This is a genomic window from Mycoplasma zalophidermidis (genome assembly GCF_018913985.1).
GTDB classification, from domain to species: Bacteria; Bacillota_I; Bacilli_A; order Mycoplasmatales; family Metamycoplasmataceae; genus Mycoplasmopsis; species Mycoplasmopsis zalophidermidis.
Genome location: NZ_JAHMHK010000001.1, coordinates 219,696 through 237,530 on the forward strand (window position 1 = coordinate 219,696; position 17,835 = coordinate 237,530).

13 protein-coding genes are annotated in these 17,835 nt (G+C 31.0%); 6 read left to right on the forward strand and 7 right to left on the reverse strand.

Annotated features, from left to right (window positions below; all coding sequences use genetic code 4):
- Positions 1-23 precede the first annotated feature (23 nt).
- From KQ878_RS00930 to KQ878_RS00950, 5 genes are all read left to right on the forward strand, one after another.
- Positions 24-2,177, forward strand: coding sequence for a helix-hairpin-helix domain-containing protein (locus KQ878_RS00930; protein ID WP_216505246.1), 2,154 nt, complete (start codon positions 24-26; stop codon positions 2,175-2,177).
- 80 nt (positions 2,178-2,257) lie between these two features.
- A complete protein-coding gene (gene dnaE, locus KQ878_RS00935; protein ID WP_216505251.1) occupies positions 2,258-5,167 on the forward strand; it encodes a DNA polymerase III subunit alpha in 2,910 nt (969 codons plus the stop codon).
- A 14-nt stretch (positions 5,168-5,181) separates the two neighbouring features.
- Positions 5,182-6,060 carry a 5'-3' exonuclease gene (locus KQ878_RS04335; RefSeq protein WP_308506967.1) on the forward strand — a complete coding sequence of 293 codons (879 nt, stop codon included), beginning with the start codon at positions 5,182-5,184 and terminating at the stop codon, positions 6,058-6,060.
- A 132-nt stretch (positions 6,061-6,192) separates the two neighbouring features.
- Positions 6,193-8,190, forward strand: coding sequence for a variable surface lipoprotein (locus KQ878_RS00945; RefSeq protein ID WP_216505253.1), 1,998 nt, complete (start codon positions 6,193-6,195; stop codon positions 8,188-8,190).
- A gap of 122 nt (positions 8,191-8,312) precedes the next feature.
- Entirely contained in the window at positions 8,313-9,896 is a 1,584-nt protein-coding gene (locus KQ878_RS00950; RefSeq protein WP_216567759.1) for an MnuA family membrane nuclease, read from the forward strand.
- 31 nt (positions 9,897-9,927) lie between these two features.
- On the opposite strand, the gene KQ878_RS00955 is transcribed toward KQ878_RS00950, so the two are convergent.
- From KQ878_RS00955 to KQ878_RS00975, 5 genes are read right to left on the reverse strand one after another with little or no spacing between them, the layout of a single operon-like run.
- Entirely contained in the window at positions 9,928-10,440 is a 513-nt protein-coding gene (locus tag KQ878_RS00955) for an adenine phosphoribosyltransferase (RefSeq protein WP_216505255.1), read from the reverse strand.
- An 11-nt stretch (positions 10,441-10,451) separates the two neighbouring features.
- Complete coding sequence (infB, locus tag KQ878_RS00960) at positions 10,452-12,254, reverse strand: translation initiation factor IF-2 (protein WP_216567760.1); 1,803 nt, start codon at positions 12,252-12,254, stop codon at positions 10,452-10,454.
- Positions 12,233-12,514 carry a YlxR family protein gene (locus KQ878_RS00965; RefSeq protein WP_216505257.1) on the reverse strand — a complete coding sequence of 94 codons (282 nt, stop codon included), beginning with the start codon at positions 12,512-12,514 and terminating at the stop codon, positions 12,233-12,235. Before KQ878_RS00965 ends, infB begins: the two co-directional genes overlap by 22 nt.
- Positions 12,515-12,517: 3 nt before the next feature.
- Positions 12,518-14,155 (reverse strand): hypothetical protein, encoded by a 1,638-nt coding sequence (locus tag KQ878_RS04340; protein WP_216505258.1) that lies wholly within the window; start codon positions 14,153-14,155, stop codon positions 12,518-12,520.
- 8 nt (positions 14,156-14,163) lie between these two features.
- Positions 14,164-14,685 carry an LSm family protein gene (locus KQ878_RS00975; protein ID WP_216505259.1) on the reverse strand — a complete coding sequence of 174 codons (522 nt, stop codon included), beginning with the start codon at positions 14,683-14,685 and terminating at the stop codon, positions 14,164-14,166.
- A 623-nt stretch (positions 14,686-15,308) separates the two neighbouring features.
- Between KQ878_RS00975 and rpsT the strand changes: the two genes are divergently transcribed.
- Positions 15,309-15,584: a 30S ribosomal protein S20 gene (rpsT, locus tag KQ878_RS00980; RefSeq protein WP_216505260.1), complete on the forward strand. Its 276-nt coding sequence runs from the start codon at positions 15,309-15,311 to the stop codon at positions 15,582-15,584.
- Between the two features lie 101 nt (positions 15,585-15,685).
- On the opposite strand, the gene KQ878_RS00985 is transcribed toward rpsT, so the two are convergent.
- Both KQ878_RS00985 and KQ878_RS00990 read right to left on the reverse strand, forming a co-directional pair.
- Positions 15,686-16,672 carry an alpha-ketoacid dehydrogenase subunit beta gene (locus KQ878_RS00985; RefSeq protein ID WP_216505261.1) on the reverse strand — a complete coding sequence of 329 codons (987 nt, stop codon included), beginning with the start codon at positions 16,670-16,672 and terminating at the stop codon, positions 15,686-15,688.
- A gap of 25 nt (positions 16,673-16,697) precedes the next feature.
- Complete coding sequence (locus KQ878_RS00990) at positions 16,698-17,783, reverse strand: thiamine pyrophosphate-dependent enzyme (protein ID WP_216505262.1); 1,086 nt, start codon at positions 17,781-17,783, stop codon at positions 16,698-16,700.
- Between the last annotated feature and the right edge of the window lie 52 nt (positions 17,784-17,835).

Consider the following 17,835-nt stretch of genomic DNA (forward strand, 5'->3'; position numbering starts at 1 on the left):
TAGAAATTAGAAGTGAGGTGAAAATGAATATATCTATATCATATGTAGCAAAAAAATTAAACATAACCGAGGGACAAGTTGAAACAGTTTTAAATTTATTGGCTGATAATTCAACGGTTCCATTTATTGCGCGTTATCGTCAACAACAAACGGGTGGACTTGATGAAGAGGTAATTCAAAAAATAAATGATTTATATATTTATAATGTTGAATTAAACAAACGTAAAGAGGCAATTATAGAAATCCTTAAAGAGAAAGACCTTTTGACTAAAGATATTGAAAACAAACTGAAAAAAGCAGAAACTAAGTCAGAAGTAGAAAATATTTATGAGCCATTTAAGGTAGGTAAAAAAACTAAAGCTACCGAAGCAATTGCTTTAGGTTTAGAACCACTTGCTCTTGAAATAATGAATAATACAGATACAAAATATAATCCTTATCAAGATGCACAAAATTATTTAAATGACCGTGTACCAACTGTCGAGTTTGCTATTGAACAAGCTCAATATATAATTAGTCAAATAATTTCTCAGGATGCTTCAACAAGAGAATATGTAAAAAAACAACTTTGGAACTTTGGACAAATAATTACTAAAATTAAGAAAAATGCTGTTGATGAAAACCAAAACTTCAAACAATATTATGATTATTCAGAAAAAGTTAAAACCATTCCAAATCATAGAGTATTAGCAATATCTCGTGGAGAAAATAAAAAAATAATATCTTATGACATTAACTATAACGAAAATGTAATTTTATATACTTTGAACAATATCTATTTCAAAAACAAAAAAACAGGAAAAATTATTAGCGAAGCAATAAAAGATAGTTTAGACCGTCTAATTATCCCTTCAATTATTAGAGAAATTAAAGCTGATTTGTTTGCAAGAGCGGAAAAAGAAGCTGTTGAATTGTTTTCTAATAGCTTAGAAAGTATGCTATTATGGCCTGCAGTTAAAAATAAAACAGTACTGGCAATAGACCCTGCATATGTTAACGGTTGCAAGATTGCCGTAATCGATCCTCAAGGAAACTTTTTAACAAAAAATATTATCTATCCAACGCCTCCAAGAAATGAAAAAACAATTTCTACCAGAATAGTCAACCAGTTAATTGATAAATATAATGTTAATGTCATTGCAATTGGTAACGGTACTGGTTCACGTGAAACTGAAGAATTTATTTCTAATCTATTGAAAAATAGACCCAACAGCAAAAACGAAGACATTGCTTTTGTGGTTGTTTCAGAGGTCGGTGCATCTGTTTACTCAGCATCAAAAATCGCACAAGAGGAATTCCCTGATTTCAGTATTGAAGAACGTTCAGCAGTAAACATTGGCCGTAGATTTCAAGACCCATTGAATGAGTTGATTAAAATTGACCCCAAATCAATTGGTGTGGGACAATATCAACATGACGTAAATCAGAAAGACTTGTCTAAAGCCTTGGGTTTTAAAATTGATAAAGTTGTTAACAAAGTAGGTGTAGATTTAAATACTGCTTCAAAAACTATTCTTACATACATTTCTGGATTAAGTGAAAAGATGGCAGAAAATATCATCGAATATAGAAATGAGATTAAAAAATTTAAGAACAGAAACGAATTAAAGAAAGTTAAAGGGATTGGACCAAAAGCTTTTGAACAAAGTATCGGGTTTTTAAGAATTCATGATTCTAAGAATTTCTTTGACAGAACATCAATTCACCCAGAGTCATACAAATTAGCTAGTGAAATATGTGATTACTTAGCAATAGATTTTGATGATATTGATGTTAAAACACTAGAAAATCAAAATATTGAAGAACTAGCAAAAAAATTCAATTCTAATGTTTATGATGTGTCATTGATTATTGAATCGCTTAAAAACCCCACTAAAGACATTCGCGACGAAAAAGACGGATATATTTTGAAGAAAGACGTCTTAAAAGCAGAAGATGTGGCGAAAGGTATGATTATAGACGGAAGTGTACAAAGTGTTACTGACTTCGGCGTATTTGTATATATCGGAATTAAACAAAATGTATTGATTCACATTAGCAATATGAAAAAACATCCAAAACATTTTGTTAAATCTCCAACCGACATTGTTAAAGTCGGAGATAACATTAAAGTTGAAATTATTGATAATGATTTAGAACGTGGCCGCATCCAAGGAAAATTAATTTATGAAGACTAATTAAGCCGGATAAAACCTGCTTTTTTTATACTTTTTTCCTTATTTTGAATTCTTTTAAAATAATTAAGTATGATATTAATATGAATAAATATACTAACTTATACAATACAACTGAATATACTTTTTTAGATTCAATAATTAGAGTTGATGACTTGGTTCGTTTAAGCAAAGAGCACGGATTAAATGCTGTCGCTTTAACAGATCATAATAATTTATTTGGTCTTGGTGCTTTTCTTAAAAGTTGCCAAAAATATGATATTAAACCTATTATTGGAGTTGACTTAGATGTGGATGAATACAGATTTATTTTACTTGCTAAAAACTATAAAGGTTTCCAAAAAATCAATTCTTTAATACTCAAAAAATCAAAAAATGTAATAATAAATATTAATGAAATCATTGATGAAAATGTGTTTATCATAGATCACCCTAAATTAGGTTATTATGCTAAAACAGGGAAAATGGATTTAATTGACAGTGATAGTTATTATGTAAATTCATATGATACTTCTATTAAGAATGGTATTATAACTAAAACCAACAAACTCTTATATCTAAAAGATAATGACACGCTAAATATCGTTCAGAAATTGTCGAATAATACTGAAAATAAGTTCACAAACGACTATTTTGATAATTCAGTGACCGATAGCATAATAATAGATAGAATTAACTTCATTATTGATAATTGCAATTTTAAATTGCCATCAAAAAAGCTTAATTTAGCAGACTTTAACAACAATAACGAAGAAGATAACGAAAAAATGTTAATTAAATTATTGAATGAGGGTCTAACAAGAATTTCACATGAGTTACCCAAAAATAAAGATCTTTGACGAGCAAGACTTGCTTATGAATTTGAAACAATAAAATCATTGGGTTTTATAAATTATTTTCTAATAATTCAAGATCTTGTCAATTGAGCAAAAAATAATAATATTGCAATTGGTCCTGGACGTGGAAGTGCTGCCGGGTCATTCATTTCTTATTTATTAAATATTACATCTATAAACCCTTTAAAATATGATTTATTATTTGAACGCTTTTTGAATCCTCAAAGAGTATCATGGCCTGATATTGACATAGATATTCAAGATGACAGAAGAATGGAAGTTTTTGAATATCTTAAAAATAAATACGGAAATGAAAACGTTGCATTAATCTCAACATTTCAAACTCTTGGTGCTAAAATGGCGATTAGAGATGTGGGGAGGGTGTTGGGAATTAGTTTAGTTACAATTAATGCGATATCAAAAACTTTAAGCGCTAGTGAAACATTAACTGAAGCAATGCAAGGTAATGTTAAATTTAAGTTAGCTATTGAGCAATACCCAGAATTATTAGAACACGCATTAAAAATAGAGGGGCTGCCGCGTCAACAGAGTTATCACCCAGCGGGGTTAATTATTTCTAAACAACCAATAATTTCTTATGCACCAGCTTCTTTAACAAATGACGGGAGTTATCAACAGGTTCAACTTACAATGGACTATACAGAACAATTTGGTTTATTAAAGATTGATTTGTTAGGGTTAAAGACCTTAACTGAGGTTCAGAACATGGAATATTTCATTCCTGAAAAAGAATGATTTGATAATTTGCTTGTTAACGACCCAGCTAAAATGGTATTAAATGACCAATTAACTTTTTTAAGATTAAACTTAGGTTACACCGAAGGGATATTTCAATTAGAATCTCCTGGAATGAAAAAAACTATTGCAACCGTTCAGTTAAATTCATTCGACGATTTATATGCAATTATTTCTCTTTTTAGACCGGGTCCTTTGAAATATATTAAAAACTATGCGCAAAATAAACAAGACACTGATTTAATAGAAAAAATACACCCAGTTTATGATGAAATATTGAGGCCAACATTCGGTATTATGGTGTATCAGGAACAAATTATGTTAATTGCGCAAAAAGTGGCTGGAATGAGTTTTGTAGAGGCTGATTTTTTAAGACGCGCCATTAGTAAAAAACACGAAGATGAAATTAAACAATATAAAGATAAATTTGTTCGGGGTGCTTTAGATAATGGTTTAGAAATTTCACAAATTAAAAAAATTTATAAGAACATTGAACAATTTGCAGAATATGGTTTCAATAAGTCTCACGCCGTATCTTATGCTTATCTAACAATGAAAATGGCTTATTACAAAACTTATTATCCTCTAATTTTTTATTCGGCATTAATTTCAAATAGTAGAGGAGCGCAAGATAAAATTGGAAAATATGTTGAAGAAATAAAAAAACAAAATTATATAGTTAACTCACCAAACATTTTGCACTCGCTTAATGCTTGTTTAATAAAAAATAATCAAATTTATCTACCTTTCGATTTGATAAAGGGATTTGGAAATGACGGAGTAAGCAAAATAATGAGTTCAATAAATGAATTGGGTCCATTTACAAACAATTTAAACGAAACTATACTAAGATTAAGATTTGCAGGTTTGACAGAGAATGCTTTAGATTTATTAGTTCGAGCAAATGTTTTTCGTGATTTTGGACACATGAAATTTATCGAAAATGCCGTAAAAAACCTTTTAGAATGTTTTAAACTAGTTTCAAACATAAACAATTGACCAGAAGCTAGAGAAAAATTAAACAAATCAGGCTATCTTTCAATGGTTCACGACGAAATCGAGAGAGATATAAATTATGAATCAACAAATGAAATTTCTCTTTTAGGAACATGTTATAACGCCCATCCCACAATAGAATACGAAAAACAATTTAAATACAAATTATCAACAATCCCTAATACCATTACAACTGAAATAGCTGTTCAGATTATCAGAAAAACAATATTGCCAGGAAAATCGTTTTTTGTAATTGAGGTTAGTGATTCAACAATGTCACACGCATTTTTCATCAGCAATAAAAATCAAAACTTGTGGTCTCCAGTAAACGTTGGTGATATTGTAAAAATAAAAATATCAAATAATCGTGGTAAATTAAGGTTACTCGAGTTTGGCATAATTTAAGGAGAACAATGAATATGGAAAAATTTTTATTAATCGATGGTAACTTTTTATTATTTCAATCATTTTACGCATCATATCACCCATCAAGATCAATCATGACTGATATGAACGGAAAAACAACTAATGGGGTTCATGTATTCTTGATGACTCTACATAAAATTTTAGAATATATCAATCCTCAGTACTTATTCATTGCTTTTGATGCTCATGGCAAAACTTACAGACACGATTTGTACGATGATTATAAAGCCGGGCGTACAAAAGCTCCCGAAATAATTTTTGAACAATTCGCAATCATAAAAGAGATTTTAACTAGTTTAAATATAAAATGATTTGAACAGGTCGGAGATGAGGCTGATGATTTAATTGCTACATTATCAAAAATTAAAGATGTAGATAAATATATATACTCAAAAGATCAAGATTTATTACAGTTGGTATGCGAAGACACGAGTGTTATCTTTAAAAATAAAGAAGGCGATTTCGATTTATACACAAAAGATAATTTTGAACAAATTCACAATATCAAACCTTCGCAAATTCCGGATTTAAAAGGTTTGGCTGGTGATACATCAGATAATATTAAAGGTGTAGCTGGTATCGGTAAAGTCGGAGCATTGAAATTAATTAATACTTACGGTTCTATCGAAGAGATTTATCGAAATATTGATAAAATAAAAGGCGCAACTAAACAAAAACTAATCAATGGACAAGACGATGCATTGTTTTGTAAAAAACTTACTATATTAAATACAAACGTATCAATGAATACTGAGTTATCATTCTATTCATGTTCTAAAATAGACTTAAATATCGGTCTAGAGGTAATGAAGAAATACAGTTTAAATACTGCATTTAGTAAATGATTATCATTTTTAACTAAGGAGACTTAATTTATAAAGCTTGTTTTTTACCGGAAAAAATGCCATTTTTTTGACGTTTATTGGATTAAATAATGCTTAAAAAACACTTTAGAAGTAAAAAATATAAAATTTAAATGTATTTAAGATATTAAAAGGAGAAATATGAACAAGAAAAAATTCGGCTTTTTAACACTAACCGCAACATCGCTAACTGCGATTCCAGTTATTGCCGCTTCATGTAATAACAAAAAAGAAGAAAAGAAAAACTATGATGAATTGATAAAGTTAACTATTGATTCTGAAATTAAAAAAGCTAAAGAAGCTAAGGATGTATTAAAAACAGATATTGCTATTAGTGAAATTAAAGATGTAAAAATTGAAATAAAATCATTAGTGCCAAGTAATAAAATAAAAACAAAATTAATTATTACTTTGACTGTAACGGAGAAAGAAGGTAAATCATTAGAGGTTATTAAGGAACTAGATGGTTTTAAAGAACCAAGTAGTCCAAAAACCCCTGAAACACCAGGAACAAATACTGATACGCCCGTAAATAATAAGAAAAATGTAGCAAACGAAAATTTTGTAAATGCAGTGCATATCACTAAAAGCGTAAAATCTTCTGAATTTTTCAATAATATTCAAGAAAACACAACCATTTACTATGATTTTGGAACACATTCTTTTTTTGACAAAGACTATGTCAAAAATAACAACGAAGCTAACAAAAATAGAGTTGAATTATTCCGCTTAGAGGATTTTGTACCCGCATTTGGCGTTAATGTGGCACACCCTACCGAAGCGGACAAAAATATTAACAAAGTAACTCTTGTTAAGAATGGAAACAATTATTCACTAAAATTTAAATTTGGACAATACGATTCAAGAACTAAAAAAACTACAGTCTTCGACGAAGTATACACAACTAAAACCGAAGCATTTGAATTTAGAACAAAAGCTGAATTAGACACTAAAATTGATACATTAACCTTATCATACCCTGATGCAGATAAAGTTTTTGATAACCAAGCAACACAGGATAAAGTGAAATTATCTGACGAAAATGAAAAAATGGTTATTAAGTCATTTGATATTCTAAAAGGACAAGGAAAAGTAAAAGTTTCATTTGTGATTACAACACAAATTGGTGCCGAAACATTAGAAAGTAAAATTAAAGAAGTAACTATTGAAGGATTTAAAGTTGATAATTTTGAATCACAATTAGTCGGAGTAACTCTAAATTATCCAGATAAACAAAACGTAACTATAGAAAATATTGATGTTACTAAATTTACATTATCTAAAGATGATGCCCCATTTGAACTAACGGAAAATGCAACAGCAACATACAAAAAAGTTGAAAATAGCGAAAATAAATATAAAGGAACAATTTCTGTTGAAGCAACATTTGCAAAAAACGAACAAAATGTAGTAAAAACATACGAAATTAGTGGTTTTAAAACTGAAGCATTTAACTTACAAACATATGTTGATTCATTCAAATCAGTGACTCTTGATCCATCAATCAACAAATCTGAAACCTCAACAAACTCAATTACTAAAGATAGTTTTTCACTTGGTGAATTTGATAAAAAAGCAGTTAACGTTGAAATTACTAATGGAAAAATTAATGAAGCTAACACTTCAGAATATATCCTTACTTTAACTTTCACTGATTTAGTAAATGAAGGCGTAGAACTTTTAACAAAAGAATTTACAATCACCGGTTTTAAAGCGGGTGAAGAAATTAAACATTATTCTAATGAAAAAGTAGCTGAATTCGCTAAAGCACAAAAACTGTTTATTGTTGACCCTGTCAAAATTGAAGAAAATTTAGAAAACTTTGAAAAAGCAATAAAAAGTAAAAAACCACTAATAAAGGTAGAGAATAATAAAATTACATACGCCGATTCAACAATCACAGGTGATGTAATCGGGCTTTCCTTAAATCCTGATTTAGGTGTTATTTCATTAACACATGGTGGAAAAAATAATGGAACATATGTTAAACCTTATCCGAGAGTTAAAAATAATGGTGGAATCAGAATTATTAAAGATGAGAGTGGTACATTTAAACTTCAATTTAATTTAATTCTTGATGACCATGCCACGGTCGATGATGTTGTATATGAACAAATTTTATTCAACATTAATAAATAATGTCAGCAATAAAAACGGCGATTTATTCGCTTTTTTGTTGCTTTTTTAAATATTTTGATAACAGATGCAAACTTAGCAGCTTTATTTTGTTCTTATAACATTTAATAGTTTATAATTTAAATATGAAAAAAATCTTCAAAAAATTAATCTTGTTGAGCGCGTCGGCTGGTTCATTCATAGGAGCTTCAAGTGCTTGTTCCTTCCAGAATGATTCAAAAAATAATCCTGAATTTAAGTTAACATTAAAACAAAATGTTTTGATTGATCCAAGCGATAATGACTATACTAAATATTTCGATTTTAATGGCAATGAACATGGATATGAATACCTTGTAATTAATCAAGTTGAAAATAATAATCAAATGACTTTAACATATGAAATCATTGATAAAAATAAAGATGTTGTTGCTATTAAAATACTTGTTATTGACAGTAAATATGTCAAACCAATTTCAATAAACAAAGACAATAATAAAAAAATAGCAGGAAATATCGATGATCCTGATTGAACTCCTGAAGGCGATAATTGAATTGATGAGACAATTATATCGGACGATAATAATGAAAGTGTGAATAATTCTGTAGATAAACAAAATCCATCGGAAGATAACACTAACACTGAAGACAAAAACGACGATGTTCCAGTACCAAATCCAGTTCCAAACGAACATCAAGATAATCAAAATGTACAAACAACGTCAGATGATAGATTAAGAATAGCATTATGAAATGTTGCTAATTTTGGAGATGGGGCTTTGGAACCTAAATATCAAGCAATAACATCAATAATATTTACTCAAAAGTATGATGTTGTAGGTTTAATTGAATTAGACTCAATAAAAGTGATATCTCGTCTTGTTAATTATTTAAATGTCTTAGAACAAAAAAATAACACTAATAATCTTTGAGATTTCATTTACAAAGAATTACCTGTTGATTCCAAAAAGAATATTAATGTTAATGGAGACAACGCTGCTGCTTATATTTATAATAAGACTAAAGTTGTTCCTGAAATTTTGAATAATAGCCAAAACGGAATAATCTATGATAATTCAAATTTCCAAGTTTTTAAAGGCCCTCTTGCACTAAATGCATATTCAAGAGCACCGTATATTGGCAAATTTAGATCAAATGTTGAAGGATATAAAAACGTTAACTTTACACTAGCTATTTCTCATTTTGATGGGCCTGGCGTTAAAACAAAAATTGACGAAGAATCATTTAAAGGTATGGGTTCGAGAGAATATAACGAAGCAAAAAACATTAAAAACGTATTTGACTGAGTCAAAAAGCTTAATGGTAATGATGATGATTTAATTTTCATGGGTGATACTAACATTCCAAGCGGAAAAGAATCTATTGCGTTCGATTGAGTGAGTGAATACGGTGCTATTATGCCTTTAGGTGAAGGGGAAGAAGCATTGTCTTCACTAAAAACAAAATTTGGTAATTATGCAAATCCTTATGACAAAATAGTTCATAAATCAAATCTAAAATTTGAAAATGCCAAGGTTTATAAACTTTATAGTTTTGTTGATGATCCTAGCATATTCCAATGAGCAAAAATAACTTCATTAGATGATTGGGTAAAATATTATAAAAAATATAAAAGCTACTCATCAATGGATAGATACGTTTACAGCGGTGTCAGCGATCACTCTCCAATAAGTTATGATTTAATTTTAGATCCTAATGACCCTTATTAAAAAAACAGCCCAATTATAAAGGACTGTTTTTTTATACCTCAATTAAAGAAGTAATCTCAATACCGGTATCTTTAAATTTTTCACGGCCATTAAGATCTTTTAATTCTAATAAAAGAATAATTCGTTTGACAATTGCTCCTTGTTCTTCCAATAATGTAACAATTGCTTTAGTTGTGCCACCTGTTGCTAAAACATCATCAACAATAGCTACGGTTTGGCCAGGTTTAATGAAACCTTTTTGAATTTGTAAAACATTATTACCATATTCCAAAGAATAATTTTTACTGAATACTTCACCAGGTAATTTCCCAGGTTTACGCACCATAACAAAAGGTTTTTTTAAAAATGCTGCGGTAGGAGTACCAAACAAAAAACCGCGTGCATCAGGACCAACAATTATGTCGCAATCCTTAGCAATTTCTGACATCTTAGTAATTGTGTAATGTAATGCTTCACCATTACCTAAAAGAGGACTAATATCTTTAAAAATTATGCCTTCCTTTGGAAAATTAGGAACATCTCTAACGTATTTTTCTAAATTCATGATAAACCTCTCTAAATTGTAACAGCGACATCTTCAAAGAATTCCACAATATCGTCTTGTTTGATATCGTCAAATTTCTTAATTTTCATACCGAAGTCTTTTCCTTTTTCGACTTCTTTAACATCATTGATATCTCTTCTTAAGGTTTCAATTTTGCCATCGTGAATAAGTTTTCTATTTCTAAAAACTTTTACTTTGCTGCCAGCTTTTACAACACCTTCGTCTAACATTACACCAGCAATAGTACCGACTTTAGAATAGAAAAATGTTTTAATAACGTGTCCAGAACCAATCTTTTTCTCTTCATAAACAACTGCTTTCTCACCATCTAATCATGACTGCATATCTTCAATAACTTTAAAGACAACATCATAGAAAGCAATCTTAACGCCACTTTGTTTCGCACTTTGTTTAATATTTGAACTAGCTTTAATTCTGAAAGTAATGATTAAGGCATCAGATGTTTGAGCTAGTAATAAATCAGAATTTGAAACTTGTCCAGTTTGTGCTCCAATAACTTTGATTACCGCTTCATCATTACACATACCATCTAATTTAGATTTTAGAGCTTCAGAAGTTCCTTGAACATCCGACCGAATAATTACGTTTAATATTTTCTTGCCATCTTCGTCAGAAGTTTGAGCACGATTAAATAAATCAAATTTCTTATCCATTTGTTGTTTTTCTTGTGCTATTTTTTTAGCAAATTTTTCATCCTCAAAAGAAATAAATCTGTCTCCAGCTAACGGAGAGGTGTTTAAACCAGAAACAACAACAGGCATACCAGGAGTAGCGCTTTCTAATGTTTTACCGGTTGTTGACTTAATTGATTTTATTCTACCGTATGATGAACCAGCCACCATAAAGTCGCCTTTATATAAGGTTCCATTAGCAATAATTAAGGTAGCAACGACACCCACACCTTTATCAGCTCTTGATTCTAAAACAATTCCTGATGGGTAACGGTTTTTGTTCGCTTTTAAATCCATCAAATCTGAAAGAGTAATAATATTGTCTAATAATTCGTCAATACCTTCACCAGTTTTAGCTGATCCGGTAATCATTGGTACGTCTCCACCGTATTCTTCGATAATAACATCGTTTTCAGCTAATTCGCGTTTAACACGTTCTAAATCTTTAGTTTGTTTGTCTATTTTATTAACAAAAACAATCATTGGAGCATTAGCTGCTCTTGTATGTTGGATTGCTTCTTTTGTTTGTGGCATAACGCCATCATCGGCAGCAACAACTAGAATGACAATGTCGGTAACTTGAGCACCACGCGAACGCATTTCAGTAAATACTTCATGTCCAGGCGTATCAATAAATGTTATTGTGCCTTTATCATGAAATACTTGATATGCACCAACGTGTTGTGTGATACCACTAGATTCACTTTCGGCCACCTTGCTTTCACGAATATAATCCAATAGAGTTGTTTTACCATGGTCTACATGTCCCATAATTGTGATTACAGGAGGTCTTTTAGACAGCAATTTTTCGTCATCTATAAATTCGACAGTGTTTAAAAAGTTTGAAGCATCAACACTTTGTTCTTTTTTAAAGTCTAAATTTTGTTCTAAACATACCTCAGCAATTTCTTCTTCTTCAAGAATGTGGTTGATTTGGTACATTTTTCCTTTCATCATAAAACTTTTAATTAAGTCATTTGGGTTCATTCCAATTTTTGTAGCAAATTCCCCTAATGGAAGTGTATTTGTAAAAATAAACACACCGTTTTTGACTTCTGTTTTAATGTCGTTCAATTGAGCTTGAACGTCATCTTGATTTGTTAATCTATTCTTTTTAGACATTTTGCCTCCTTTAATTCTTTTTCGATTGCCTCATAAATGTTTTTAGTGACATTTGTGCGAAAACTTTTGTTTAATGCTTTTGTTTTTAAAATTAAATTTCAATTTTCATTGTTTGCAACAAAATAACAACCACGACCTTTTTTTGTTTTTTCAAGGTCAAGACTTATTATTCCGGTTTTCTTGTCATAGTCTACTCGCGTTAAACAATTGACAGGTAAAATTTGACCGGTTACAATACATTTTCTATTGGTATGGTTCATTTATTAATCTTCTCAATCCTCGTCATCTAAAAACTCATCTAGGTCGAACTCGTCAAGTCCATAGCTTGATAAATCGTCATCTACCTTGAAATCTTTCAGGGCTTCTTTAACTTTTTTATAATCTTCAACATCATTTCTTACTTGATGTTGATTTTTGCTTTCTTCTTCTAATTGTTGTGCGATTTCATCAACTGTTTGAGGTTGTTCCGCCTTAATCTCTTCAGGTGTTGTGTGTTTTTTAAATAATTCCTCAAAATCTAGGTCAAAACTTGATGTATCAATGTCAGCAAATTCTTGTTCTTGAAAATTTAGCACGTCGGTATCAAATGAATCGGCACTAACTTTAATTTTGTCAAGGTCAACATCAAAGCCAAATGCTTTTTTGTTGTTTCTTGCATTTCTACGAATTGGACTTCTTTTTATTTCCTCTGCATTAGAATAGTCAAATTTAATTCCTTGTTCTAAAGCATCTTTTTCAGAAATGACATCTAAATTACATTTTGTTAAGTTTGAAGCTAACGATACATTAATCCCTCTACGACCAATAGCTGGTGTAAGCCCATCCTTAGCAACTATTACTCAGTAAACGTTGCGCGAAGGATTTTGGCCTTCTCCTGTTTTTTCAACAACATCGATAATTCTTGCTGGCGACATTGCATTTCTGATGAATTTCTTAGGATCTTCATCATATAGAATGACATCAATTTTTTCGCCAATTTCTTGATTAATAGCTGTAATTCTTTGCCCATTTGGACCAATAATTGAACCGAAAACATCAAAATCAGCAGGGGCCAACAAGCTAGCTTTAAATGCAACCTTAGTTCTTTCACCCGGTTGACGTACGGTTTCTACAATTTCGATAATACCTTCATTTATTTCTGGGATCGAACGTTTTAACAATTCTTCAACATTTTCCTTAGAATCCATCGAAACTTGCACTTGACTTAATTTCGCTTCTTCTTCCACACTCAAAATTGTTGCAAAGGCATATTGACCAGCTTTAATTTCTCTTCTTGAACTTATATGGTTTGATGGGAGATAAGCTGTTGTTGGCGCATCGTGTTCATCTGTAATCTGAACATTTCATGAACCATCAGCGTTTCTGGCATTAAATTGAATTCTAACTCTTTCGCCAATTTTATCTTTGAATGTTTCGAAAACTTTTTGTTTTCTAAGCGATGACATTCCTTGTTTAATTGACGAGTGAATGGTTTTTAACAAATTAGGGTATTTTGTATTTTTTACCGCTTCAGATAAACGTTCAAGATCCAATACACGTTCAACAGTATCTCCTTCTTCAAGAGATTTATCAATTGCTTTTGCATCAGAAAGTGAAATGTATGTGATGTGCATTAACAACACATCGCTTTCTCTACCAGGGGTCATACTTGAATTTATATACCCTTGAGCTTCCTCATCGCTAATTACAATCATTGATTTGATTACTGGTGTTAATGTTTGATTTTCTTCGTTTAAAATATATTCAACTTCTACTTCGGGGTCGATTTTAGATAAAATCTTTGTTGTTTCTTCACTGAATACATTGACAATATCACTCAAGTTTAGTTTTTGATTTTCTTCAAAAGATTTTACAATTTCGTAAAAGCTGTGTGACATACTAACTTTTTCTGTTTTTGACATAATAACTCCTAAAATTTAATGAATTTTTCAACACTTAAAATGTTTGATTTATCCACTTTAATTTTTCTTATATTTCCTTTTTGATTTCACTTAATAATAATATCTGCATCATTAAACTGTAATAATGTACAGATATATTCATTTACTTTGTTTTCAGTTTTATGAAGTTTTATTAATAAATTTTCACCAATATGATTATTTAATTCATTAACTTCATAACTCAAGTTAATACCAGGCGAATGAACTTCGAGGCCGTCAAAACGATCGATGTTTTCATTATCAAATCACTCATTTATTTTGCAACTTAGTTCATTAACTTTTTGCATATCTGTGTACTTTACAGTAACTTCCAGCAAAATAAATCCATCACTAGATGTTTCTTTGGCTGATAAAATATCATCACCAAATACTTCTTTTAGTTTTAAATCTCAATTCAAATTTTTCTCCTTAAAAACAACAAAGAGTTGCGGGCGCAACTCAATATTATTTGACTTGATGTTAACATTATATCACAATACGAAGTTTTTCATTTTTACTCATTAAATTTTATTCAACTTTTTTAATTTGTTTAATTCAGATATTTACCTACTTTTTAGTGCTTTTGTAAAAGTATAGTGCATGAACAAAAAGTCAAAAAATAATCTTCCATTTTTTTTCATTAAAAAATATTTTGTGGCGAATAAAAAAGTTGTAACATAATATGAAAATAATTATCAAAACACCGTTAATGACTGAACGTTAAGTGTATCGGCGCACAAGCTTAGAATTGGGTCATTTAACGGGCGCCGTATTCCAGTCAAAATTAATTCTTTTGAGTCTCGCATTGCTCCTTTTATTAAACATTGTTTTAAGTTTATGTTTTTTTCTTATAACGGTTAGGTCTTTGTGTATTATTAATAAAAGCGGTTCGCTTACGCCTTAATATAATAATAATGCAACCTAACACTAAGTATCATTTTGTACTATTTTTGTTTCTTCCATTTCATCATAGTACTTATAATAAATAATGCGAAACAAGAGGTCCCCCCTCTTGTTTTCTTTATAAAATAATGAATATTAATAAAATTTTTGATTATCAAGATTTTATAATATAATAATTAGGATTTTTTCAGTTCGTTAGATAGAACTAAACACGAAAAAAGAGGAGGCTTATATGGCAAATATTAAATCAAAAGTTAAACACATCGCTAAATCTGAACAAAACAGAGTAAAAAATGCAGCGATGAAAACAAGAGTGCGTAAAGCAATTAGAGCTGCAAGAGAAGCTGTTTTAGCAAAAGCTGAAAACGCAAGTGAACTTGTAAATAATGCACACTCAATTATTGCTACTGCAGTACAAAAAGGTGTTTTCCACCCAAACAAAGGTTCTAGAAAATCATCACGTTTAGACAAATTTGTTAACTTGCAAAACGCTATTGTTGAGGCATAATAAGCATCCATTCATTTAAAACGGGAAACCGTTTTTTTATTTTTATAAACATAAAAATTTTAAAGAAAAAAACCCGTGTGGGTTTTTTCATTATTGTTAAATTATTTTAGAATTTCTTTAATAACTGTAGCAATTTTGTCTTTGTTTACCATGAATAAACCTTCTAATGCAGGTAGAGGCATAGTAACATCCGGTCCGTTTAGACGAACTGGGGCAACTTTCAAGTCGTCAAATGCTTTTTCGTTAACACGAGCGATAACTTCAGCTGTAATTGAACCTGATTGTACAGATTCTGAAATAGCTAATAGACGTCCTGTTTTCTTAACTGAGTTGACAACAGTTTCAGTGTCTAAAGGTTTTAAGGTTCTTAAGTCAACTACTTCGATTGAGTAATCTTTTCCTTCAGCTGCTAATTGTTTAATAGCTGCGAACGTTTCGTGAACCATGTGACCGTAAGTAACAATTGTTAAATCATCACCTTCAGCTTTAACATCTGCTTTACCAATTGGTACTGTATAGTATCCAGCAGGAATTTCTTGTTTAAATGCACGGTAGTCGTGTTTGTGTTCCAAGAATACAACTGGGTCATTATCTTCAATAGCTGAAATTAATAAACCTTTTGAGTCGTAAGGTGTAGCTGGCATAACTACTTTAAGTCCTGGAATGTGGCAGAACAATGCTTCGATTGATTCTGAGTGGTGTTCTAGAGCTCTAACTCCTCCACCACAAGGCATTCTTAACACCATTGGTACTGATAATTTACCACGTGAACGGTTTCTTAAACGTGCTGCATTACCAAATAATTGACCCAACCCATAAAACACGAATCCTGAAAATTGAATTTCTGCTACTGGTCTTAGACCTGCAACGGCTGAACCTATTGCTGAACCAACGATTGCCGATTCCGCAATTGGAGCGTCAAAACATCTATCTACACCATATTTCTTTTGTAGTCCTTGCGTTGCACGGAATACACCACCTTCGAACCCTGCGTCTTCACCATAAACGATAACTGATTTATCTCTCTCCATCATAATGTCTAATGCATTAGTGATGGCTGCGATGTTATTTACTTGAATTTTTTCCATAATATTATCTCCTTGAATGTGAATCCTATTTAATAAATCTTCTGAATGATTCTTGTTGTTCAACTAGTTCTTCAGGTAGAGTTTCGTAGGTGTATTTGAATATGTCGTCGTAGCCTTCTGTGGCAATAATTTCAGTAGATTTATCGTATGCAAGTTTAGCAGCTTCAGTTGCTTCTTCAGTTCAGGTTTCTTTTTCTTTTTCAGTAACAATTCCATTGTCAAATAAGTATTTTTCAATACGGTGGAATGGTTCTCATTTTTCGTGTTCAATTTCTTCTTCTCTTGTACGGTATACACGTGGATCATCACTTGTAGTGTGTTGTCCTTGACGTCATGTAACCATTTCAATTAGAACTGGACCGTGTCCTTCTCTTGCTCATTCTGCAGCTTCTGCTAGAACTTCGTGAGCAGCCAACAAGTCGTTACCATCAACACGTAGTCCTGGTAATCCGTAACTCATAGCTCTTTGTGAAAGTGTTTTAACTTTGTAGCTATTATGTTCAGGAACAGAAATAGCTCATCTGTTGTTTGAGATTACAAATACAACTGGTAAATTGAATAGTGATGCTCAGTTTAATCCTTCGTGGAATTCACCCTCATTTGTACCACCATTACCGATAGTTGTGAAAGCAACTTGTCCTTTTCCAGCAACCTTAAGAGCTTTAGCAACACCAGCTGCTTGAGAAATTTGTGAACCAATGATAACTTGCATTGGAACGATGTTTGATTTGAATTTAGAACCTAATTCTGAACCTCTTCAGTATAGGTAAACTGATTCTAATGATTCTCCACGTGCTAGTAATGTAGCTAACACACGGTAGTGAGGAATGAATCAGTCATCTTTTTTCATAACAAAACCTAAAGCTGTTAAGAAAGCTTCTTCCCCTAGCATAGGAGCAAATGTTCCTAAACGTCCGGTTTTTTGTAGTGTTAGTGCATAGTTGTCTCATGAACGTGAGCGGATCATGTTTTTATACATGTCTCTTAGCAGTTCTTTTGACGCTGTTGGTTTGTATGATTTATCAATTAGATCACCATTGATGTCTAAGTGACGAATCATTGCATCTGGGCAATTCATTACTTTGCCCTCTTCGATGAATTTAAATTTCATATGCGTATCCTTTCATAGATTTGTATATTTCATACGTTTATATTATATATAA